The 23,436-nt window shown below is 36.6% G+C and carries 23 protein-coding genes, 1 pseudogene and 1 riboswitch; of the genes and pseudogenes, 8 read left to right on the forward strand and 16 right to left on the reverse strand.

The features are described 5' to 3' along the window. The first annotated feature begins 241 nt into the window (after window positions 1–241). On the forward strand, window positions 242–1,123 hold the full coding sequence (locus ACIP9G_RS06225) for a pentapeptide repeat-containing protein (RefSeq protein WP_401018329.1): 882 nt from the start codon (window positions 242–244) through the stop codon (window positions 1,121–1,123). Between the two features lie 43 nt (window positions 1,124–1,166). On the opposite strand, the gene ACIP9G_RS06230 is transcribed toward ACIP9G_RS06225, so the two are convergent. From ACIP9G_RS06230 to ACIP9G_RS06270, 9 genes are all read right to left on the reverse strand, one after another. Next, a complete protein-coding gene (locus ACIP9G_RS06230) occupies window positions 1,167–2,885 on the reverse strand; it encodes an FTR1 family iron permease (protein WP_401018331.1) in 1,719 nt (572 codons plus the stop codon). Beyond that, the gene (gene efeB, locus ACIP9G_RS06235; RefSeq protein WP_401018333.1) at window positions 2,860–4,119 is read right to left on the reverse strand and encodes an iron uptake transporter deferrochelatase/peroxidase subunit; all 1,260 of its coding nucleotides are present in this window, start codon (window positions 4,117–4,119) and stop codon (window positions 2,860–2,862) included. Before efeB ends, ACIP9G_RS06230 begins: the two co-directional genes overlap by 26 nt. A gap of 6 nt (window positions 4,120–4,125) precedes the next feature. Further along, the gene (efeO, locus tag ACIP9G_RS06240) at window positions 4,126–4,992 is read right to left on the reverse strand and encodes an iron uptake system protein EfeO (RefSeq protein WP_401018335.1); all 867 of its coding nucleotides are present in this window, start codon (window positions 4,990–4,992) and stop codon (window positions 4,126–4,128) included. Between the two features lie 166 nt (window positions 4,993–5,158). Beyond that, window positions 5,159–6,355, reverse strand: coding sequence for an MFS transporter (locus ACIP9G_RS06245; RefSeq protein ID WP_401018336.1), 1,197 nt, complete (start codon window positions 6,353–6,355; stop codon window positions 5,159–5,161). Between the two features lie 12 nt (window positions 6,356–6,367). Then, window positions 6,368–6,787, reverse strand: coding sequence for a MarR family winged helix-turn-helix transcriptional regulator (locus ACIP9G_RS06250; RefSeq protein ID WP_401018337.1), 420 nt, complete (start codon window positions 6,785–6,787; stop codon window positions 6,368–6,370). A 132-nt stretch (window positions 6,788–6,919) separates the two neighbouring features. Then, window positions 6,920–7,927 (reverse strand): FecCD family ABC transporter permease, encoded by a 1,008-nt coding sequence (locus ACIP9G_RS06255; protein WP_401018338.1) that lies wholly within the window; start codon window positions 7,925–7,927, stop codon window positions 6,920–6,922. Then, the gene (locus ACIP9G_RS06260) at window positions 7,920–8,921 is read right to left on the reverse strand and encodes a FecCD family ABC transporter permease (RefSeq protein ID WP_401018339.1); all 1,002 of its coding nucleotides are present in this window, start codon (window positions 8,919–8,921) and stop codon (window positions 7,920–7,922) included. The genes ACIP9G_RS06255 and ACIP9G_RS06260 overlap by 8 nt, the downstream gene beginning before the upstream one ends. A gap of 25 nt (window positions 8,922–8,946) precedes the next feature. Then, complete coding sequence (locus tag ACIP9G_RS06265; protein ID WP_401018340.1) at window positions 8,947–9,873, reverse strand: iron-hydroxamate ABC transporter substrate-binding protein; 927 nt, start codon at window positions 9,871–9,873, stop codon at window positions 8,947–8,949. Window positions 9,874–9,886: 13 nt separating this feature from the next. Continuing rightward, window positions 9,887–10,675: an ABC transporter ATP-binding protein gene (locus ACIP9G_RS06270; protein ID WP_401018342.1), complete on the reverse strand. Its 789-nt coding sequence runs from the start codon at window positions 10,673–10,675 to the stop codon at window positions 9,887–9,889. 148 nt (window positions 10,676–10,823) lie between these two features. Here ACIP9G_RS06270 and ACIP9G_RS06275 point away from each other — a divergent pair, with 148 nt between their 5' ends. Next, a complete protein-coding gene (locus ACIP9G_RS06275) occupies window positions 10,824–11,867 on the forward strand; it encodes an NAD(P)/FAD-dependent oxidoreductase (RefSeq protein ID WP_401018344.1) in 1,044 nt (347 codons plus the stop codon). Window positions 11,868–12,109: 242 nt separating this feature from the next. Here the strand turns inward: ACIP9G_RS06275 and ACIP9G_RS06280 are convergent, their stop codons facing one another. Next, on the reverse strand, window positions 12,110–12,703 hold the full coding sequence (locus tag ACIP9G_RS06280; RefSeq protein WP_401018346.1) for a YdeI/OmpD-associated family protein: 594 nt from the start codon (window positions 12,701–12,703) through the stop codon (window positions 12,110–12,112). Window positions 12,704–13,397: 694 nt separating this feature from the next. Between ACIP9G_RS06280 and ACIP9G_RS06285 the strand changes: the two genes are divergently transcribed. Continuing rightward, entirely contained in the window at window positions 13,398–14,105 is a 708-nt protein-coding gene (locus ACIP9G_RS06285) for a class I SAM-dependent methyltransferase (RefSeq protein WP_401018347.1), read from the forward strand. A 126-nt stretch (window positions 14,106–14,231) separates the two neighbouring features. Here ACIP9G_RS06285 and ACIP9G_RS06290 read toward each other — a convergent pair whose 3' ends face one another. From ACIP9G_RS06290 to ACIP9G_RS06310, 5 genes are all read right to left on the reverse strand, one after another. Then, entirely contained in the window at window positions 14,232–14,849 is a 618-nt protein-coding gene (locus ACIP9G_RS06290) for an NUDIX hydrolase (protein ID WP_401018349.1), read from the reverse strand. 161 nt (window positions 14,850–15,010) lie between these two features. Beyond that, complete coding sequence (locus tag ACIP9G_RS06295; RefSeq protein ID WP_401018350.1) at window positions 15,011–15,976, reverse strand: quinone oxidoreductase family protein; 966 nt, start codon at window positions 15,974–15,976, stop codon at window positions 15,011–15,013. Window positions 15,977–16,107: 131 nt separating this feature from the next. Continuing rightward, entirely contained in the window at window positions 16,108–17,193 is a 1,086-nt protein-coding gene (locus tag ACIP9G_RS06300; RefSeq protein ID WP_401018352.1) for a hypothetical protein, read from the reverse strand. A 233-nt stretch (window positions 17,194–17,426) separates the two neighbouring features. Continuing rightward, window positions 17,427–18,785 carry a PepSY-associated TM helix domain-containing protein gene (locus ACIP9G_RS06305; RefSeq protein ID WP_401018354.1) on the reverse strand — a complete coding sequence of 453 codons (1,359 nt, stop codon included), beginning with the start codon at window positions 18,783–18,785 and terminating at the stop codon, window positions 17,427–17,429. Window positions 18,786–18,959: 174 nt separating this feature from the next. After that, a complete protein-coding gene (locus ACIP9G_RS06310; protein ID WP_401018355.1) occupies window positions 18,960–19,142 on the reverse strand; it encodes a hypothetical protein in 183 nt (60 codons plus the stop codon). Between the two features lie 214 nt (window positions 19,143–19,356). Continuing rightward, window positions 19,357–19,548, reverse strand: a riboswitch (cobalamin riboswitch). A 374-nt stretch (window positions 19,549–19,922) separates the two neighbouring features. On the opposite strand from ACIP9G_RS06310, the gene ACIP9G_RS06315 reads away from it, so the two are divergent. From ACIP9G_RS06315 to ACIP9G_RS06335, 5 genes and pseudogenes are all read left to right on the forward strand, one after another. Continuing rightward, window positions 19,923–20,141 (forward strand): hypothetical protein, encoded by a 219-nt coding sequence (locus tag ACIP9G_RS06315; RefSeq protein ID WP_401018357.1) that lies wholly within the window; start codon window positions 19,923–19,925, stop codon window positions 20,139–20,141. 14 nt (window positions 20,142–20,155) lie between these two features. Further along, window positions 20,156–20,362: pseudogene (locus tag ACIP9G_RS06320) on the forward strand (LytTR family transcriptional regulator DNA-binding domain-containing protein); the annotation flags it as partial. Beyond that, window positions 20,359–20,775 carry a hypothetical protein gene (locus ACIP9G_RS06325; protein ID WP_401018358.1) on the forward strand — a complete coding sequence of 139 codons (417 nt, stop codon included), beginning with the start codon at window positions 20,359–20,361 and terminating at the stop codon, window positions 20,773–20,775. The pseudogene ACIP9G_RS06320 and the gene ACIP9G_RS06325, both read left to right, overlap by 4 nt. Before the next feature lie 11 nt (window positions 20,776–20,786). After that, a complete protein-coding gene (locus ACIP9G_RS06330; protein ID WP_401018360.1) occupies window positions 20,787–21,329 on the forward strand; it encodes a DUF7010 family protein in 543 nt (180 codons plus the stop codon). A 179-nt stretch (window positions 21,330–21,508) separates the two neighbouring features. Continuing rightward, on the forward strand, window positions 21,509–21,928 hold the full coding sequence (locus ACIP9G_RS06335) for a hypothetical protein (protein ID WP_401018362.1): 420 nt from the start codon (window positions 21,509–21,511) through the stop codon (window positions 21,926–21,928). A 360-nt stretch (window positions 21,929–22,288) separates the two neighbouring features. Here the strand turns inward: ACIP9G_RS06335 and ACIP9G_RS06340 are convergent, their stop codons facing one another. Further along, entirely contained in the window at window positions 22,289–23,182 is an 894-nt protein-coding gene (locus tag ACIP9G_RS06340) for an SDR family oxidoreductase (protein WP_401018363.1), read from the reverse strand. Between the last annotated feature and the right edge of the window lie 254 nt (window positions 23,183–23,436).

Here is a 23,436-nt window from a genome sequence, read left to right on the forward strand (position 1 = left end):
ACTACTTTGTTAAAAATTTGCATTCTATTAAATATTAATGGTATCACTAAAGTCGATACCTTATGAAAAAGAGTATCACATTCGACACAATGTTTCAAAAATAGACATTTTTCAAGAAATTTACTTGCTGTCAGCCTGCTCCACTTTTGTATGCGTTTATTAATCACCTAAAGAATACCTATTAAAAGTTATTTAATGGTAAAATTATAAATGAATTTAGAATATAAGTGAGGAAAAGACAATGTCAGAAGTATTAAAAATCGGAAATTCTATTGGAAATGATCTACGTAAGAGCATGCAAGCCGATTGTCGAAACTGTTTTGGCTTATGCTGTACCGCACTAAATATAGTTGAATCAAGCGATTTCGCTATTCATAAACCAGCTGGCACACCATGTATGAATTTGCAATCTAACTTCAGCTGTCAAATTCATAGTGAGCTTAGAAACAAAGGCTTTAAAGGATGCACCGTATACGATTGTTTAGGTGCAGGGCAATGGGTTTCACAATCGACGTTTCATAGACAAGGTTGGCGCAATAATCCTGAAATTGCTAATAAAATGTTTCGGATATTCCCGATTATGGAACAGTTATATGAAATGATTGCCTATGTAGCAGAGGCAATGTCTTATGCGCTGTCACAGCGCTTATACGATAAATTACATGCACAGTTAGAGAACTTGCAACACCTCACTAAACTAGACGTAGAAGCAACGTTAGCTATTGATATCCCTCATATTCGACTACCTGTTAATGACTTATTGTTAAAGACAAGTGAACTAATTCGCAATGAGCTTGTAGTAAACACATTCGGTAAACACAGTGGTCGAAAAACGAATTATCGAGGTGCCGATTGGATGGGGAAAAATTTAAAAAGCAAAGATTTAAGAGCAACTGATCTGCGAGGCGCATTATTAATTGCGACAAACCTGCAAAATGCGGATTTAAGAGGGGTTGATTTTATTGGTGCTGATTTACGTGATGCCAATATATGCGGGGCAAATCTTTCTACTGCGATGTTTTTAACGCAAATGCAAATTAATTCAGCAGTTGGTAATCGCGAAACGAAACTACCTTTTTATTTAACCATGCCGACACATTGGCATAATATACTACAAAAATAAGGGACAGATTAGAAGAATCTTTCTCTTCAATCTGTCCCTTTTATTACTTCGCTTGTTTCTTTTTATAAAGAATAGTCGCTATAACGAGCACAAGTAAAATAGCTTGTCCAATAATTGTTTCAACAGTTGGATAGAAACCAATAAAGCTAATAACCGGTAGTCCATCAACGATTGTCGTTGGCACGCTATCTCTAAGTTGCAATGTATGCAAGCTGACACCGATAATTTTAAATGCCAACACATAAATTAACACCGTTGCCACGGCAAAAAGCTTATGAATGGCAATTTTGCCACTCGCTTTAAATAATACAATGGCTATTACCGCTAAAATGATAAGTGCTAGGATAATACCAAGTATAAATTGAGATGTCGCCATTTTTGGGGCAATCCCAGCATAGAAAACAAGTGTTTCTGCCCCTTCTCGGAACACCGATAAGAAGCTAACAGATGCCATCGCAAATACCGATCCACTTGAAATGGCGTTGCCCATTTGTTTTGAAATATAACGGTTCCAGCTTGCGACACTTGATTTACTATGTAGCCAAATACCGACACCTATCATCATCGCAGCAGCAACAAGACCTACATAACCTTCCATCATTTCTCGGTTCGTATCCACCGTTGCTGAGTTGAAAATCGTAGACATTAATACGGCAGCTACCGCTGATACTAATATTCCAGCTAATGCTCCTACATAAATCCATTTACGCAGCGATTTTTGCCCAGATTTATTTAAAAATGACACTAATGCTAAAATAATTAATAATGCCTCTAAGCCCTCACGTAGTAAAATTAATGCTGAATCCCAAATAGTATAATCTGAATTTCCTTGAATTAATTCAATTTCAGTTCGGAATTGATCAAGCTTACTTTTAATGCCTTTAACATCTACCTGTGACTTTAATAAGTCACTTACTAGTATCGGCATATCACTTTCAATCTTTGTATAAAGACTACCATTACGAGTTGAAATATCGATTTCTACACTCGGCCATATTTTGATGAACTCTCGGATTTTATCGGATGCCGCTTTGTAGTTGCCTTCGTCAATTAAATCATTGGCATCATCAATATAAGCAATTAATGTTGATAAAGAGTAATCGCCTTCTACAACTTGCGCAGTATCATGACCTGCTACGAAATCCTCAATTGTTTGCTTTAAATCAGCGTATTGTGATTGCATTAATGCGACTTCAGGCTCTTCTGAAGCAAGTGTTATTCGTATAAAAGCCATTTGCGTTTCAATTTGGCCGTACATCCCTATGCTTTGCTCACGTACAGGACGTTCAATTTTTTTCCACTTCGCATTAAAATCTTTATAAGCATCGTTAATTGAAGCTACATCACCGCTTGCCAAAGCTTCTTCAAATGCTTTCATAATAGGTTTAAACTTTTGTCCAAATTCTGCTCGCTGTGCCGCTTCATCCACAGGGTTTTCAAGCTTCTCTAACGCGCGCAAAGCATTTGAAAGTGCAGACAATGCCGTTAAACGTTCTTCTTTAGAAGAAGCCTTTACTGCTTGGTCGAGTATTTTATCGACTTCTTTTTTCGCCTCAGTTTGGTCCGATGATACAGAAGACCAATCTGTTGCGAATTGTTCAAGTGCATCTTTTGCTTCTGCTTCCTTGTCTTGCTTTGTATTCATTAGCGCATCACTAATCGAAATGTATAAGTGACTGTAAGATTGCGCTGCTTGCACAGGTACTGCAAGTGTCAGTAATAAGCATATGATAATGCTACAGCGCGTTAAAAAGTGCTTCACCTAAGTAACTCCCCTTTTGTACTCCAGGGAAGCAAGCAAACACCGCACTGCCTCGATGGGTAATATATTCATTCATTTTATCCATTCGCCCTAAACTGTTTTGAATCGTTGTAAATTGTGCTGGATCTTTTTGGAAAGAGATAAATATTAGTCCTGCATCGTGCGCACCCGTATTCGACATTACACCTGATGCGTATGAATAAGATCGACGTAATATGCGGGCACCAGATTTACGTGCTAAATGCACATGCGATGTATCAGGCATAATATACTCGCCCTTGCTATCTTTTGCTTCGATATCAAAATCATCAAATTCCTTCGTTTTACCTAATGGGGCACCACTATCGCGATAGCGCCCAAACGTTGCTTCTTGATCCTTCAAAGAAGTACGATCCCATGTTTCAAGATGCATTTGAACTTTTCGAGCAACTAAATAGGAGCCACCCTTTAACCAGCCTTTATCTACCCATACGACTTTATTCAAGTCTTGTTCATCCGATATTGAAGGATTGACTGTGCCATCCTTGAATGCGAATAAATTGCGAGGCGTGCCTCCCTCTGCTGGAAATGAGTTAAAGCCCGCTTGTGACCATTTAATTTCCACTTTTCCGGAAGCAGCACGCACTAAATTGCGGACAGCATGGAACGCCACTTGTGGATCGTCAGCACACGCTTGAATACAAAGATCCCCGCCTGTAAATTCCTTTTGTAGCTGATCTTTTGGAAAATGTGGCAAATCAGCTAATTCAGCAGGCTTTAAATGGGCCATGCCGAGCTTATCAAATAAAGAAGGGCCTACACCGACAGTAATCGATAAATTAGAAGCATTTAAACCTTCTGCTTCTCCTGTATCACCTGTCGGCACTCGTGTATTTGTTGTTAAATCTACTATTAACTCACCATTCATTAAACGGACAACAAGAGGTGTCCATTTTTTGAACAACTCTTGTAGCTCTTCTTTTGATGACACGAGGACAGTTAAAGAAGCAAAATAAATATGTTTTTGAACGGGTGTAGAAATGCCCGACTGATGTTTTCCATAAAAATTAACTTTGTTTTTTGCTGTTGAGCTATCTGCGACAGGCTCGAAAACATCATAGCCCATCGCTTTCATCACACCACCAAAGCCAGAAGCACCAATAGCAATACCGGCCACGCCCATGCTTGTTAGCTTTAACATTTCACGGCGCGATATTTTTTTATCGATCCATTTTTCATCTTTTGACGATGTCATTATTTATCACTCCAAAATAATTCCCATTTGACTTAATGGTTCACCTAATTGATTCACCGCAGCTGCAAGTGCTTTTGTATTTTCTTCTGTTAATTCTTCGTAAGAAATATAGCCCCCATCAGTTGTTGCATGTTGAGCTAATAAATCATCCACTGCTTTGAATTTTTCATCTAACGTTGCCACTAACTCTTTGTCTTTTGCTTCTAATTTTGGACGAAGAATTTCAAAGATTTTTTCTGCACCTTCAATATTCGCTTTAAAATCATATAGGTCTGTATGTGAATAAATTTCTTCTTCTCCAGTAATTTTTGAAGTAGATACCTCGTTCAATAAATCAACAGCACCTGTAATCATTACATCTGGTGTCACTTCTACTGTTTGAACGAGTGCATGTAATTCTTTCGCGTCAGCAAGCAGCTGGTCTGCCACCGCTTCATAGCCTTCTGTTTTATTTTCTACCCAAAGTGCATACTCAAGCTTATGGTAGCCTGTCCATTCTTCTTTGCCTTTACCTTCTTCTTCGATATCCGCTAAACGTCCATCAATACGTGGGTCAAGATCACCGAAGCTCTCTGCAATTGGTTCAGATCGCTCAAAATACATACGTGCTGGTGCATATGCTGCTTTCGCGCCTTCAATATCACCTGCTTTGAACAGGTTCACAAACTTTTCTGTACTTAACAAAAATTGATCCATTTGTTCTAATGCAAATTGTTGATAGGCTGATAGTTCAGTAGATAAATCTACCGCTATCGTTTGATCCGCTTGCTCTGTTGCTGGTTTCTCATCTTTTTTTACTTCCTCAGTATTTCCGCAGCCCGCCATAAGGATGCCACCTGCTACTAATACTGACAATAATGATTTATTTTTCATGCTTAATACCTACTTCCCGAATTAGTCTCTAACGTGAATGATAATCATTATCATATTTGATTGCAAGAAGTATTTTTAAATTAAGAAAAAAACGTCATTTCGCAGTTGAATTTTATTTCCAACTAGCAAAAAGACGTTTTTTCTACAATATAATGATTCTAAACTACTAAATATTGACTTGTTTTATCTTTTCATTTTTACCATATAAGAAATAATAGAGCACGATTGAAATAAAAATAACGGCTACCATCGCTAAGAATATGGCACTATATCCCATTGTCGGAACAAAAAACCCTAAGAAATAAGGTCCTATCCCTAATCCTAAATCATATAAAATGAAATACGTTGAAGTTGCTAACCCTAAACGTTCATTTGGTGTAACCTTAATAGCTATCGCTTGTGCTACAGAGTTGAAATTACCATAACCAATTCCAATAAAAGCAGCAGCTATTAAAAATACACCAGTGCTTGTCGCTGAGCTAAATGCATACATACCAATTGCAAATAACACAAGACAAGGATAAATAATAATATTTGCTCCTCGTGAGTCGAGTAATTTTCCGGTAAACGGACGAGTAGCTAAAATTACAATTGCATAAACGATAAAGAAATAACTACCTGCTGTTACCAAATTAAGCTCTTTAGCGTAGAACGTCATAAACGACATCACACCTGAATAAGCAAAGCCAATAACAAGCGCTACAAAGGCAATCGGTAATGCACGCATTTCAATAAAGTTAGATAGCTTGAAGCCCGCTTTCTCTGCAGCGGCGTTCGCATTTTTAGGTGCCCCTGGAACTTTCACAATAAAATACATCATAAAGCAAATAATTGCTAATACTGAATCTACCGCAAAAATCATTCGATAATCTTCAAATAACTGCGTTAATAATATGCCGATAAATGGACCAATTGCCGTTGCTAAAATAGCACTTAAGCTGTAATAGCCAATCCCTTCACCACGTCGTTCTGGTGGTAAAATTTGTGCAATAATCGTCCCTGTTGCTGTACTTGCTATACCTAGCGCTATCCCTTGCACTAAACGATTTAGCATAAGGAATGGTAAATTTAAGGCGATAAAATAAGACATCGTAGATAACATAAATAATAATAATCCACAAAATAATGTTTTTTTACTACCCCAATCACCGATAATGCGTCCTGTGCCAAGACGTCCAAATAACGTCCCGATAATAAAAATACTCGACACTAGCCCTGCTGTACTTGTCGATGCGTCAAATTTCTCCACCGCATAGCCAGCTATCGTCACCATCAATAAATAAAAAATTAACGTAATCGTAAAATTGATGAGTGAAACGATTAAAAAGTCTTTTGTCCATAGTTTCTGTCTAGTTGCTTCCACTTGTTTCCTCTCCTACTGATGAATGTTTTTGCTTATGTTGGCTAAAACCCGAGAAGCAATTTCAATATCCTGTTGTGATACACCAGCTAATGCTTTTTCTAAAAAAGGTTTTATATGCTCCTGGATGTCGTCCACGTTTTTTTCACCATATGGCGTTAATTGTACAACTTTTGCTCGCTTATCTTTCCCAGCCACCGTCTCCACATAACCAAGATCTACTAGCTTTTGTACAAGCCTCGTTACGCTAGGCTTTTCAATCGACATAAAGTTCGCAATTTCAACTAGTGAATGGGGACCTTTATCAATTAAGAAGCGTAAAACTGCCCACTGAGAGCTATATAATTGATATTGTTCCAACTGCTTGTTGAGTTGATTCGTAAACGGGCGGTACATTAAACGAAACTCATTAAAAAATTGCTGTTCAATCGTCAAAAAAATCCCTCCTTAATTAGTTAGCCTAGCTAACTATATATTAAATTACACCGTTTGTCTAGGTTGAAATTTGCTACATTTCTATTTTTGACCAATCTTTCCGAACAAAAAAAACTGAACGGCGCGAGCCATTCAGTCGTTTTTTCTTAATAAATATAAAAAATACGGTGCACCGATACATGCTACAACGATGCCTGCAGGCACAGTGGCAGTTGAAATGGCCACGCGCCCTATTGTATCAGCTAGCATTAATAAGCAAGCACCAATACATAATGTTATTGGTAAAAAGAATTGATAGCGTGGTCCAACAAGCTGCTTTGCAATATGTGGTGCCATTAAGCCGATAAATGCAATGCCTCCTGTGACAGATACAGCAGCAGCAGCAAGGGCAACAGCGACCATTAATAATTGTAGTCGCTCTTTAGCAATATTCACGCCTAACCCAATTGCTGATTGCTCAGTCATTGCTAGCACATTTAAAACATTTGCTTTATAAAAAATAAACGGAATACATACGACTAGCCATGGTATTAATGCCCATAGGAATGGCCAATCAGTTCCCCATACACTTCCTGCAAGCCATTGTGCGATAAACTGTACATCTGAGCGCTCAGCCGAGGAAATTAACAGCATCATCACACCCGATAATGCAGATGCCACACCTACCCCGATTAAAATTAGCTTTACAGGTTGAACACCTTGATTGCGCTTATATGAAAAAAAGTAAATACTAAGTGCCGTTATTATAGCACTGAAAAATCCTACTACTGGCAATATGTACGCAAAGTTTGGTAAATCACCATGGACAAATAAATAAAAAATAGTGATTCCCACCCCTGCACCAGCATTGATACCAATAATACCAGGGTCCGCTAAATCATTACGTGTTACCCCCTGTAATACAGCTCCTGCCAATGCTAAAGCCATGCCTGCTGCTGCGAGGATAAAGAGCCTTGGCAGACGGACAGAAAACATTACAAAGGATTCTTTAAAAGTACCATCACCTAGTAGGATAGGAAGGATCCGATCAATGGACACCGAGGCAGCGCCCAGTGAAATGCCCATTACAAAAATAATAAATGTTAGCACTAGCCAAATAACCAGCCAAGTTCGTTGTTTTTTTTGTGCAATTTTAAGCAAATTGACGACCTCCCTTACGTACAAGTAATAAGAAGAATGGAAGGCCGATAATTGAAATAATGGCTACGACAGGCGTTTCGTAAGGAGCATTCACTATACGAGCTAACAAATCTGCAGCTACCATTAATAAGCCACCTATTAGCGCACTCATCGGCAACACGAAACGATAATCCGTACCTACTAAAGCACGTACAATATGCGGCACCATTAAACCAACAAATGCTAAATTTCCTACAAGGGCTACAGCGGAGCCCGCAAGTATTACAACTACGAACATCATAATCCCTTTAATCACTGTTGTTTTCTGACCTAAACCTACAGCTACCTCTTCATTTAAACTTAAAATCGTTAGCTGGCGACTGAATATAAACGCAATAACTAATCCGATTACAATAACAGGTACGATGATTAAAGCGTGCCACGTTGTGCCGATTAACCCCCCACTTGTCCACATTGATACATCTTTTGCAATTTTAAATAATATACCCGTACCATCAGCAACCGCTTGTAAAAGAGCCGATACCGCTGCACCAGCTAAAACTAGCTTCAATGGAGAAAAGCCACCTTTTGTTGATGCACCGATACTATAAACAATAATCATCCCAATTCCCGCACCAATGAAGCATGCAAAAATTAGTATATAATACGAGGAATTCGGTAGTAATGCCATCGTTAAGGCTAAAGCAGCATTTGCACCTGCTGTAAGTCCAAGAAGCCCTGGATCTGCTAAAGCATTTCTTGTGACGCCCTGCATAATTGCGCCAGCAACTGCAAGTGCACTACCAACAAAAATAGCTGCAATTATACGTGGAAATCGGATTTCACGTAAAATCGCATAATGCTTGCCGCCCTCTTGTCCGACAATTGCTTGATAAACATCTTGAATACTCGTATTCGCAGCACCAATACATAGCGAGATTGTTACTATTACTGCTAACACGAGCAGTGATAATAACACTTGAAGCCAAAACGGGAAATGCCGAAACTTTGTCATTTTCCTTCGCTACTCTCTACTGAAATTATTGTAAAAACTTTTCTTTAAAGAATTTTAGTTGATATTCTAATGTGATAGGATCGTTAAAGTAAAATGCGTTACCATTTACTTCAAATAAATGACCATTCTTCACAGCATCTAAATCTTTATACCAACCAGCATTTTCAATAGTAGTCTCTTCGCCATTAAACGTACTAAAAATCACATAGTCCCCAGCATATTCATTTAAAACTTCAGTAGAAATAGCGAAATAACCTGGTTTTAGTGCATCCTCTTTCACTTTTTCAGCCATATTTAAGCCCATTTCTTGATATAAAATTTCTGTTCCACGGCCCCAATTATCGCCATAGACATACATTTGTTTATTAAACATTTCTGCTACCGTAACTGTTGCATTTTCACCGATTTTTGCTTTAATTTCTGACCCTGCTTTAGCAGCGCGTTCTTTAAAATCTGCTACCCATTTCGTTGCTTCATCTTCTTTATTTACGACTTTACCGATTTCGATAAATTGCTGTAAATAATCGACTTTACCATACGTAAATAAGACAGTTGGTGCAATTTCAGCTAGTTTATCTGCATTTTCAATACCATTTAAACCAATGATTAAATCTGGATCTAGTTCAATAATTTTTTCAATATCTGTATTTTCAACGACTACTGCATCTTTAATAGCATCTTTAAAGTTTGGATTATCTGCAGCCCATGAATCTATCCCTACAACATTTACGCCAAGTTGCAATAAATCCCCAACAAATGATGATAATACGACTACACGTTTAGGATTCGCTGGTACTTCAATAGGACCTGTTTCAGATTGATAAGTAATTGTTTCCGCTGATGATGACTCGTTTGCGCCTTCATCTTCTTTCTTTGAATTGTCTTCTTTGTTGCCGCACGCTGCAAGTACAAGCACGACAATCATAAACATTGGTAAAAGCCACTTTTTCATTTATATATCCCCTTTAAGTTGTTTGTAATAAGTTGTATGTAATGCACATTGGTTTGTCTGTTCGTGGATCTTTTCCAATGACTGCATCAATATGAAACACTTTTTGTAATACTTCAGGCACAATGACTTCCTCTGCTGTACCAAATTTCACAAGCTCTCCTTGTGAAAGCGCTACAATATAATCAGAAAAACGGGCTGCTTGATTTAAATCATGGAGCACCATAACAATTGTGCGACCTTCATCTTCGTTTAGCTTGCTTAATAATTCTAAAACCTCTAATTGATGTGCCATATCTAAATAAGTTGTTGGCTCATCTAAAAAAATGATATCGGTTTCCTGTGCTAATGCCATCGCAATCCATACGCGCTGACGTTGTCCACCAGACAACGCATCTACTGCATGCTGACGAAAAGCATCTGTTTTTGTTACCTTGAGGGACCAATCAATGACATCTTTATCTTTTTGAGATAGATTGCCGAAGCCCTTTTGATATGGAAATCGACCGTAGGACACGAGCTCCTCTACCGTTAAACCGTGCGCACTTTCAGGACTTTGTGGCAAAATAGCTAGCTCTTTTGCCAAATCTTTCGTATGCATTTTTGAAATATTTTGACCGTCTAAAATGACATGCCCACTCTCATGCTTAAGAATTCTTGTAATTGCCTTTAACAGCGTAGATTTACCACAACCATTGGAACCAATAATTGTAGTTATTTTTCCATCTGGAATTTGTAATGATAAGTCATGCACTATGGTTTTGTTCTCATATCCAACACGGATCGATTCAATTTGTAAACGCAAAACATGCCCTCTCTTTCTTTTTACTAATACACATGATATGATAACATCGAAAGCGACATTGATAATCATTATCACTAAAGCTAGTCTAGTTTTCCACTAAGGATTTGTCAAATACTTTTTAATATTTTTCAAGGATGTGACGATATAAATGCAAGATTTATATGATGTGACGATTATAGGCGGTGGGCCTGCGGGCTTATATAGTGCTTTTTATAGCGGGTTAAGAGGCCTAAAAACAAAATTGATAGAGAGCCAGGAACAGTTAGGTGGTAAGGTGTTACTTTATCCGGAAAAGTTAATTTGGGATATTGGTGGGCACCCTCCTATTTTAGGCGGACAGTTTGTTAAACAATTAATTGCGCAAGCTAAAACATTCGATCCAACAATACTAACGAGCACAAAGGTTGACTTTATCGAACGTCTAGATGAAATGTTTGTTTTACATACAGCACAAGGAGAAAAACATTATTCAAAAACGATTCTTTTAGCTGTTGGTGGGGGCATTATTAATCCTCAAAAACTGACGCTAGAAGGTGCTGAAAAATACGAAATGGCTAATTTGCACTATACTGTCCAATCATATAAGCGTTTTGTCGATAAGGACATTATTATTTCTGGTGGCGGTAATGCTGCAATTGACTGGGCAGTGGAGCTTAGCCCTATCGCTAAAAACATAACTGTTGTCTATCGTAAGGATACGCTCTCTGCCCATGAAGCGACGATTCAAGAAGCGCTAGATGCTGGCGTTCAAATTGAATGTAACACAACAATTACAAAGTTAACGGCAAATACAGCTAAAACAGCTATTGAATTTGTCACATGCGAAAATTCTCAAACAAAGCAAAGCTACACACGCCAAGTGGATGAAGTCATAGTAAGTCATGGCTATAACCGTGAAGCATCTCTTGCATTTGACGAGGCAATCTCAATCCCTAAAAAAGACGACTATTATTTTGAAGGAAAAGCAACTGGTGAAACAGCCCAACCAGGTATTTTCGCAGCAGGTGATATTTTATCTTTCGAAGGGAAAATACATCTTCTACTAGGAACATTCCAAGATGCTGCTAATGCTGTCAACTCAATTAAAACGTATTTAGAACCGACTGCTCATCGTAATGCGGTCGTATCTTCTCATAATGAAATCTTTAAAGAAAAAAATCGCTCTATAATTGAAAATAGCTTGTCTAGATAAACAATAATGGTTTCGTAAAGTATTGAAATCAAAAAGAAGCAAAAAAAGAAAAAGTGTTAGATTGACTGCGATCAATCTAACACTTTTTTTGCTGCGAACATTAATGGACTATTTCCGAATGTTTCCGGCGATTCACGGGCTTTTACCGGCGATTTCCCCTATCTTACTGGCGATTCGCGGGCTTCTACCGGTGGTTTCCAAGTTATATCCCAGCATTTTATTTGAGCTAAAGTTAATCCATATTAATCATTTAAACCTTTACCATCAAGAATTTGCTGTGTATATTTTTCAATCCTAGACACGCGAGTTTTGGCTTGCTTCGCCTGAGAAAAATAATAAATGTAGGCTCTTTGTCGTCCAGGCGTTAATGCTTCAAATGCTAGTTTTAAAGCAGGGAGCTCGTTAAATTTAGCTTGTAGTTCTTCTGGTATATCGAAATCGGTATTCTTTTTAAACTCCACTTCCAAACCTGCTTTTTCAACTTCTATGGCTTGTTTAATATAAGCTTTTATATCGCTTTCCATTTCAATAATTTGCTGGACATTCGTAAAGCGAATTTGGCGTGCCGCTTGTACATTTTCTGTTTGTTGAATAAGAATTCCTTTCGTATCCTTTAACAACGCACCTTTATGGAACAGCAGTGCACAATATTCTTTAAATCCATGTATTAATACAATGTTCTTATTCTCTAAAGTATAACAAGGGTGCATCCACTTAAATTCTTCTGTCAGTCCACTATCAAGAATTAATTTTCTCAATGCTTCATATTCTGCTTTCCACGTTTTAGCTTTACTTAAAAACTCATCAACTTTAGGATTTGTTTTCATTTTTGTCATCAACGACACCCCTCTTTAATTTTAACCTATTACAATCAATCATTTTGTTCAATTACCAATTGATTAATAATAAGACATTCGTTGAGAACCTGTCCAGTTGATGCGCAAAATCTTATGAAAAAAAAGAGAATATACGCTGCTAAACTAAACGTTATATCCTCTTTATTTGTGTAATACATTGCAATCTGCCCTTTACTGAATCCCTCATCTACAAATAACTATCTAAATAGACTTAATAATGACCCCATTTGCCTAAGCATATTAACCCCACTCGTAATAGTGTCTGCGTGGCCCTTCATTGCGCTGAAATTTTCTGCTAAGTTTCCAAACCGAGAATTTCGAGGTTGTTGATTATTGAACGAGCTAGGTTGTGGACGCATACTTTGAATCATAGGATTATAACTTTGTCTATATCTTCGTGGTACTGGCCTCCTTCTAGGATTCGGCGAATAATATGGCATCAATTCACCTCCTATACAAAAACGTTTATATATTATACGTCTGGATTTTTTTTTCGTTTAGACTTTTGAAGATGTTTATAAAAATTAATAGTATAAATGAGTGCTACGTAAACATATTGAAATTACTAAATGCTACGTTGTATTTTGCTTTTTATCATATAGTCCGTCCTATGTCCTTCTAGGAACCATACTATTTTTATTTTCATATTATACAAATAAGAACAATAAAGAAGGTGTTAGAAATTCATAAATCCAAATATCTAGACTTTTTGTCCAAATTTGGTGTAGGGGGGGCACATCCTGGTGGTATAGCACTAACAAAGGAACTATTAAGGGCTGAACATATTAGAAGCACTTCTCAAATATTAGATGTTGGCTGTGGTACAGGCCAAACAGCTGCCTTTTTAGCTTCTCAATATAAAGCCGCTGTTACTGGTATTGATCGTAATTCAATCATGGTAGCTAAAGCCCAAAATCGTATGAAGAAACGTCGCCTACCAGTCACAATCATAGAAGCGTCAATTGAAGATATTCCTTTACGCAATGAGCAATTTGATTTAATTATTTCTGAATCTGTTCTTTCCTTTGTCAACAAGTCTAAAGCTCTCGATGAAATTTATCGTTTATTGAAAAACGGTGGTCGATTCATTGCAATAGAATTCACGATTAATCAATTGTTAGACGAAAAGAGTAAGAAGGAAATTGAACAATTTTATGGCTTCGATACATTATTAATGAAAAAAGATTGGGTTGCTCTATTGAACAATGCTGGATTTCAAACAATTCGAATACGCAAAAATCAATCGCTTTCTTCAACACCTGAATTTCAGCATTCACAAAATATCGAACCTGAACTTTATGAGGTCATGGAACAACACATTGACATGAATTTAAAATATGATGGAATTTTAGATTATAGAATTTATAGTTGTACGAAATAAAGAATAGCGTATGATTTTCATAGTTAGTTGCCAGCTGTGAAAATCATACGCTTCTTTTTAATTATTGTGTAAGCAGCTATTTTGCAGTATTGCTTTGTGAGGATAACTCGAAGGTGTTTTAAACGATTATTTAATCATTGCTATAAAATGTTTTAAAATTCTAGCAGTTAACCCCCAAATGGTATATTGTTCATAATCATAAAACCATTCTTCCATTGATCGTGTTCTCCAGTTATACTGTGCCCCGTTAACAATTTTATCAAAAGGAAAGTCTAAAGAAGGCACTGGTTCAATAGATACTAAATGCATATATGGTTCATGATGTAATAACCAATTGATTGGTACTGTAAACACTTCTTCAACTTCATCTTTGTTATAAGCATGAATAATTTGATTGAAATCAACAATTGCCACGAATGGATAGGTAACAAATGAGGATGATGCGATATACGGACTTAATTGCCCTATAACTTGAACCGTTTTCGGATCGATTCCTAATTCCTCGTACGTTTCTCGTAAAGCGGCTGCCAATGGTGATGCATCGGTGGCATCAATTCTTCCACCTGGAAAACTAATATCGCCAGGCTGTTTTCTCATCGTAAATGAACGCACTTCAAAAAGAATATGCCATTCGCCATTCACTTGAACTAATGGTATTAAAACGGCTGAACGAAAAGCTGTCTCCTCTCCTATAAATAAATGCTGATTTTGCTGTAATTGATGCTTCAATTTATCTAGAAACATGAGATTATCTCACCTCAATTGTTTATATTCTATTTTATCGTATCATTATTAAGTAGTTGGATAAAGACTATTAGACTAAATCATCCGATTCAAACTAGCAAATAAAATGTTGGCACAATAAAATGCAGAGGAGGTGTGCTGCCATCCTCCATCTGCATTGCTTATGGTTGTAATAAAATTTTCCCGACACTTTTACGACTTTCCAACAAATCATGTGCCTTTGCACCATCTTTCAGGGCAAAAATAGTCGGCTCGTGCATTTTTATCTTTCCATCTGTAATCCATTCAAATAGTTGTTGTGAACGGATTTTTCTTTCCTCAAAAGATGTTAAGACATTCCAAAGGTCTCCTCCGGTTAATGTTTTCGAAGTATCCATTAACATACGTGGATCCACCGCCACAGGATCTCCTCCTGACATACCAAAAAACACGACAGTTCCACCAACTTTTGTTGCTTCTAAACTATCTTGCAGTGTAGAACCTACTGATTCGTATACGACATGAACTCCTTGACCGCCAGTATGCTCCTTCACTTTTTGCACCCACTGCTCTTTATATAAAAAGACATGGTCCGCACCGATGGCCATTGCTACTTCTGCTTTTTCTTTAGAAGATGTGAGACCAATTACGTTAGCCCCTTTTAACTTAGCCATCTGGATTAAGTTTTGACCTACACCACCTGCTGCTGCGTGAATTAGAACCGTATCACCTGGTTGAATAGCATAGCTATCTGTCACTAAATATTGCGCAGTTAAACCTTGTAATAATATCGCAGCCGCCATTTCAAAAGAAATTTCATCTGGTAATAAAATTACCTTATCTAGTGGAACTGCCACGAACTCTGCATTCGCAAATGGAACATCCGCAAATGCGATACGGTCACCTTCTTGGATATTGTAAATATTTGAACCGACCTTTTCTACGATACCGGCACCCTCATAGCCTAAAATAAAAGGAGGCTGACCTGCTAAATGGTAATTACCTTTTCGTCGGTAAATATCAGCAAAATTTAATCCAACCGCCTTCGTTCGTACTAATATTTCGTTAGCTGTAATGACAGGATCTGCTATCTCTTTATATTGTAATACCTCTGGACCGCCAAATGTTTCAAATACTAATGCTTTCATTATCTAACCCCTTGCTAAATGTATGTAGAACTATCTTACGTTAAAGAAAAAGGTTAATACAACTCTTTAAGCTTAAAATAAACCATAAAAAAAGCCAGTAGCGAAACGATTCACTACTGGCTTCTCAACTTTTACTTCGCTGTTAAAGTTACATTATCGGCCGTTGCCCAATTGTTGATTGGTAATACTTTATAAGTACCACCTGACTTTAATGTTGCGTCTTTTACATCAAAAATACCGACAGCCCCTTTACGAGATGAATACCGATATTGAGCTTGTAATTTTGAACCATCTTCAGCCTGTAATTCTACACTGCGACCTGCAAATAATTCCATTCCTGGGTCTTTGTCGAGCGTAACTTCGAATGAAGTTGCATCGATTGGTTCGAGCGACTTAATCGTTAAAGGTGCTATTTCAGTTGCCGAAAACGTTGGATTTTTAAGTACTGCCCAGTCAGCTGTTACCGTATATTCCGTTCCCGACTTTAATGCTTTTCCTTCCGGTAAGCGGAATTTTGGTGCCTGTCTTCCATCTGCCGCTTGTGTAAACAGTACATAATTTGCCTGTATTTTCTCTCCATTCCCTGCTGTCAGTGTAACGACACGATCACGCAATGAAGAAATGACCTGATACTGCTTGCCTTTTTCGTCCTTATTGTCATCATTCACTTGGAACGAAAGGTCACCTCTAGCCTCTTTATATGCCTCAATAATATTTGAATAATCTGTTACACCTTCATCTTTAAATGATTCAATTTCAAACGTATCATTTGTAACTTGTTTCGCTTGGCTAACATTTATTAAATCATCGCTGGCATCAAAGGCAGTCGTTTCTCCACCTTTGTATCTTAGTGTGTAGTTAGTTCCCGCCTTTTGAATAGTGACTGGCACTATATACGTACTTTTAGCCCCTATTTTTAATCGAGGGACATTGACGATACTTAATTCATGATTGAATGAAAAGTCTTTTTTTATTACGTCTAAATTTTCTACTTTTACATCTTCTTCGGATAATGGTTCAGAAAAAGTTACTTGTAATGTCATTATGTTTAATGGCTTTATTTCTGTAATTTGAACTGCTTCTTTCGTATCTTTTTTCGTTTCTTGTTGTGTTTGCTCTTCCTTTTGTTCCGTTTGTTTATTTAGGAAATTACACCCTGATAGCGTTAATGTTACTGTTAAAAGAATGGGCGCGATAATACTGAATCTTTTAGTCATTTTTTTGACTCCCCTTCAAGTGATTTTTCTCGGTTCTTTGTTCATTTGCGAAATTTGCAAACTTTATCCTTCCTCAATTACCATTCTTGCCCACGCAACACTATTGTTATACGTGCAAACCCCTTATCAAATATTTTCATGTCACTGTGCAACCATTTTAAAGATAAAATGCTTAACAAATAAAAAAATAGTATGCTAGGACTAATCCAAGCATACTATCTACAATTTGAGTTTTAATTCATATCATTTACTACTGGTTTATTTTTACGCTTTATTTTCATCACGAGTTCAAGCAATGCGACAATGATTAAAGAAATGCCAAATAACGGCATAATGACACCTAAAATAATAATAATAACGATAAAAGGAATCGATATTTTTTGAGATAATTGAGGTGGTGCTGACAGTAAACCTTTTTTCTTGCGCAACAACCACGTATAGAATCCCCAGAAAATAACGCCTAAAAATGCTACACAAACAAGTAAGTTTAGTAACTTATTAGGCCAGCCAAATAAGTGACCTTCATGTAATGGAATTCCCCATGTAAACCATTTCGCTAAAATACCATAGTCGTCATAGCTAACTTTTGAAATAAATTTCCCACTATATTGGTCAAAGTAGATCGTCGTTTCATCATAGGGACTAACATCTAGTCCTGTTACACCTGTATTACTTGATTTTGCTACCGTAAATACTCCGTCATCACTAGTCGGATAAACAATGGCGTATGGCTTTGAAATATCATTTGCTTCAATTTGTTGTTGCAAGTTTTCCACTTTTACTTGATTTGGATTCTTGCTTATACTTGTTACACCCATTCCATGATGCGCATGTTTGGATGAAGAAGGGGCCTCTTCCTTACGTGTCGCCCAAGGAATTTCGCTTACATCTGAGGTAGGCGGTTGTTGTTGTAATAATGGCGTACCAAATGACGGATTTGCTTGTGATGCATTATAAATCATGTTCCCCATAAAAGCAGACCATGGCAATCCTGTGAATATAATAACAATCATCGGAATCGTAATAATCGTACCGATAAGGGCATGCCATCTTCTATTTTTTTGTCGTTTATTCGCTTGCTTCGTTTTCTTTAATACTTTTCCTTTAAAAGTCATATATAGACCGGAGAGTAGTAAAAAGATTGCCCAGCAAGCAGCCAATTCTACTAAATAATTGACAACAGTTCCACCTAAAAATAAGGAGCTGTGCAAACTTCTTATTGCATTTGCAAAAGTGTATATTGGATCTTGGTGACCAACGATTTGATTATTTTTATCTAAAAATAAATATCGTTGAACACCTTCTGCATTAGTCATCGTTAATCGTGTATTGTAAGGTTCTTCTAATTCGATAATTTTAGTCGTCGTATAGCCAGCAAATGCCGCTTCCGCTTGTTGAACACCTTCATCAATTGTTAAAGCTTCTGTTTTTCCACTTTCTCCAAAGAAGTAGTCTTCATATAAATGATTTTCTACATTCGTATAGAACAAATACCCTATACCACTTAATGTCAGTGTGATGAGAAGTGGTGTAATAAATAATGCAGCATAAAAATGCATTCGCCAAAAACTTGAATAAGTTGCATTTTTCATCTCTTGTTCCCCAATCTATTATAATAAAAGCAAATTTATTATATAAGATAAAAGTGAAATAAGAATGAAGTCCTAGAGAAATATTAAAAATTCTATACATGACTATCTTTAAATATAAAAAAGGCTACTTAGCATCCCTAAAATCAGGTTGCGTTAAGTAGCCATCCGTTATTTTTATCCGATTAATTCTTTTCTTACATTACAATAAGCTGTATAAATGTCTGAATGGTGCGCTTCATCTTGCCCAAAAAAATATTCGACAAGCTCTGCTAACGTTTTTCTAGCCCCATCAAACTGTTTTTGCATAATTTCATATTTAAAAAGATTTTCATAGTACTCGATAACTTGTGGATTCATGTGGAACACTCCTTCATTTTTAGCATAAAAAAACATCTTTCCTTCTTTAGAAAGATGCCTACTATGACAAATACACGACATAATACGTCGATTGCCATGACGGAAAAAGCTTGCTATTACGCATAGAAGCTACCCTCTTGACGATCGTCGTACTATGAGCATGCAGAAGAAATTCTCTAGTCACACTCAACACCCCCTATCCTCGTAGGTTTTTTGGTTGTACTAGATAAAGGCAGGTCTCCTGGCTTATGTTCATCACACGTTTCACCTTCCCATTACAATACGTAACAGTGGTTTTTCTGAAATGTGCTCCCATTTACAGTTGCGGGACAGCGTCGGAATTTCACCGATCTTCCCTTTTAAACAAATCGGTATTCCGATTTGTACCTCTATCTTATTATTCCGTTTTTATTATTATACCATAAAGCTTTGTGTACATTGACACTATCCGAATAGATTACTAATATTTAATGTAACGGCGCTAATTTTCCAATAAATACATTTTAATGAAATATATTCACATTTCTTTTTTTACAAAAAAGAGAGTGATAGCATTCTATCTTTAAATACTAACGGCTTCATTGAGTTGTATCCAGACTTCTTGTGAATGCAGCGAATTTCAGTTTCACCGTTTTTTGCACCGTGTATTGATGGTGGGAAGACGCGAGCTTTCCATTCACTGAATTAATTTGTAACAAAGCCTATTTTTTTTGCAACAAAACGAAAAATTATCGTAAGTACTAAAAAGTGTTGTTACGATAAAAACAGGAAGGAGAACATATGAAATTCAACTATATTTGGAAAAACAAACAATCAATTTCTGAAATTGACATTATTAGTAATCCATCGAATAAAGAATTGCTTTTAACATTTGAACAGCATTTTTCACAACCTATTACATTAAGCGCAACAGATTTCAAAACAAATCGCCAGATTATGATTGAACTCAATGATATCGAAGCAATGGAAGCATCCGGTCATTTTACTAAAATCTTTTAGTAGATGGTACAGAGCTATTGCTAAACAAAATTTTAAAAGAATTAGCTTACTTGGAATCATTTAGACTAGTTAGAATTAACAATTCGATGATATTAAATTTGAATCAAATACACTCGTTTGCTTCTGGCAGTCATGCAAGATTAGAAGTTATTACAAAACAACAACATAAATATATTGTCAGTAGACATTATGCAAAATCCATTAAGGAGAAATTGATATGATAAAAGATTTAAAAAACAGCTTTTTGTCCACTTCATTTTTAGGGTTGATTTTGATTGTCTTATTAATGACAATTTTTAATCTTCACGAAGAAACGGTCAACTTTCATTATATGTGGAATTTAATTTGTATTAGCGTGTTAATGGGTATTGTTTTTGGTATTGCTTATCCTTACTTGTGGAACTATTCTACATTAAAAGTAACCTCAAAAATTACGATTAGTACTCTTTTGAATTTTTTCAGTGGTGTAGGAAGTGTATATCTATTTTCGGTGGAAGTATTTGGATTTATCAAACATTATTTGTTGCTAATTTTAGCAATAACGTTAATTGGCCATATTATCGGATTTTATTTTTTCTCAAAATATGAAAACAAAAAAATAGCGGATAGTTTAAATAGCTCGCTAGAAAACTAAGGAGACGTAAAATGAACCTCGACACTAGCTTACAAGTACTATTAAATGATATTGCTCAGAAACAAAAGAAGGGTCTTCCTTTTATCATGGCCTCCATATTTATTTGGGGTGTTATTACAACAATCACATTGCTACCTTTAGATTTAATGATCAAAAACATTGGCATTTTATCTTGCGGTGCCTTGCTATTTCCTGTTTCAATTGTTTGTGCCAAAATATTAAAAGTTGATTTATTTTATAAAGAAAACCCTTTGATTAATGGACTATTAATTGCAACAAACAATCAAATTTTATATTTAATTATTTGTATTCTTCTATTAATAAAAGCACCGATGTGGGTGTTACCTGTTTATGCAATTATTTACGGTGCTCATTTATTACCATATTCATTTTTTTATCAATCGAAAAATTATCGATATAGTTCAATTTTTATTTGTCTAGCTATTTTAATAAGTATACTTTTCTTCCATTTGAATATGATTTTTGTCCCGCTTATTGTAGAAATCGGTGTGCTCTTCTTATTTTTCAAGCTGCATAAGGAAGTCAAAAGCTAGTCTGAAAAAAATCAGACTAGCTTTTAATTCGAAATATACCTGCAATAAATAATTATGCCAAAAACTTATTTGCTTTGTTTGGGTTCACAAATAATTGTAATTAATCCAATTATAGAAAACATCTTTTCTTCGTGGTTTTTTAAAAGTTGTGCTATATTCAAAGTGTCAGGAGTGAGTCGATGAAAAAATTTTTAACAATTACCGCAATAATTTTTGTTTTAATCGGAGCAGCTGGCTATGCTGTATGGCATTTTGGGACAAATATCGCTTCCGAAAAAATAATTGAAAAAGTGGAATCTAATTTAGATGATGCAAATTTAGAAGAAGTTAAATCTTATATCGAGAACGATTCGAAGGTTCAAGAAATTGTAAGCGAGGCAGCAACTACAAATCCGGATACTCTTCCCTTCCAAACTAAGGAAGAAGCGACACGTGTGTTAATTAAAAAAGTGGGCGTTAATCGTTTACTTGAAATTCAGGAACAAGCGCAAAACGGTTCAATTAATAAGGATGAAGTATTATCTGAAATTGAAGGAAAACTGTCTGAAGATGAAATTTCTGCTTTAAAATACGTTTTATATAAGGAATTAAATAAATAAAACTAGCCATTTAAAGTATTACATGAAAATAACAGAGAGGCTAAGATTCATATAACGATTTTTAATCACGCGACAGCCTCTCAGCGTGTCGACTGTATGTGGCAACACATTGGTGCTAATCGGTATAATTAATAGACTCGATTCCCATTTAATGGAATAGAGTCTTTTTTTCTTATCATTCTTCTACTGTTGAAGCATCTAGTTGCCTCCTACAGTTAAAACGCAAAACATCAACTGTAGGAGGCATATCATTTATTACGTTTTCATTATCTATTATGAGTTCCCGTGCCGTCTTAAAGGAGAAATCAGTGAATCATCACTGATTTCGATGGAGTTTTTCTATTTGTCACATACTTAAGATTACAAGTCTATCGGCTTGCCACCTGTCACCCCATAAATCTGACCGGTAATATAACTTCCTTCATCAGAGGCCAGAAGAACATACACCGGCGCAAGCTCTACTGGCTGTCCCGCACGACCGAGTGGCGTATTTTGGCCAAACGCAGGAATTTCTCCTTCCAATTTTCCATTATCCAACTGCAATGGCGTCCAAATTGGACCTGGCGCGACACCATTGACACGCACACCCTTAGAAGCAAAGTACGAGGACAGGGATACCATAAAGTTGCTTATCGCACCTTTTGTAGCGGCATAATCCATTAAAGATGAGGATGGATCGAAAGATTGAACCGATGTAGTGGTAATAATCGCACTTCCTGGTTCCAGATGTTCTTCTGCAGCTTTTACGGACTCAAATATGCTGATAATGTTTACTTTGAAAGTGTCTTGCACTTGTTTGATTGTTAAGTCACTTAAGGTTGGCTGTGCGATTTGTTGCGCAGCATTCAATACTAGCAGGTCCAATCCGCCAAAAGCTTCCACTGTTTTTGTAACAATCTCTGTCGCTGTACCATCTTCCCGCAAGTCATACGGTAGCAGCAATGCTTTGCCTCCAGCTTTTTCTATTAACTCTTTAACTTCGTTGGCATCCTTCTCTTCACCAGGGAAGAATTGGATCGCCACATTTGCTCCTTCGCGTGCATAGGCAATGGCGACGGCACGGCCAATCCCAGAATCGCCTCCAGTAATCAAGGCATTGCGCCCTTCCAGGCGATTGTATCCTTTATATGATTCTTCACCGCAGTCAGGTTTGGGTTTCATTTCATTCTGTAGCGCTGGAGTACCCTGTTCTTGATCCGGGAATTTTTCCGTATGAAATTTCTTACGTGGGTCGGTTAGATGTGAGTTTCCCATCAAAAATCATCTCCTATTTTGTTTAATTAGTAAATCGCAAGGATAAAAAGTTCCACAAGGCTTTTTCGAGCTTGCACTAACTTTATCCTGTTACATATTTTGAATACCCCGGGATATTTACTTTAAACAGCTTCAGATTTATTACCTACTTGAAACCCACCTATTAAATATGAAATACGGTGATTCACATCATTCCCAAACTCTACAAATACCTCTATTACATAAATATCCAATAATGGTTTTAGAACTTATTC

This window comes from Lysinibacillus sp. NPDC093197, assembly GCF_044754025.1.
Taxonomy (GTDB): Bacteria; Bacillota; Bacilli; order Bacillales_A; family Planococcaceae; genus Lysinibacillus.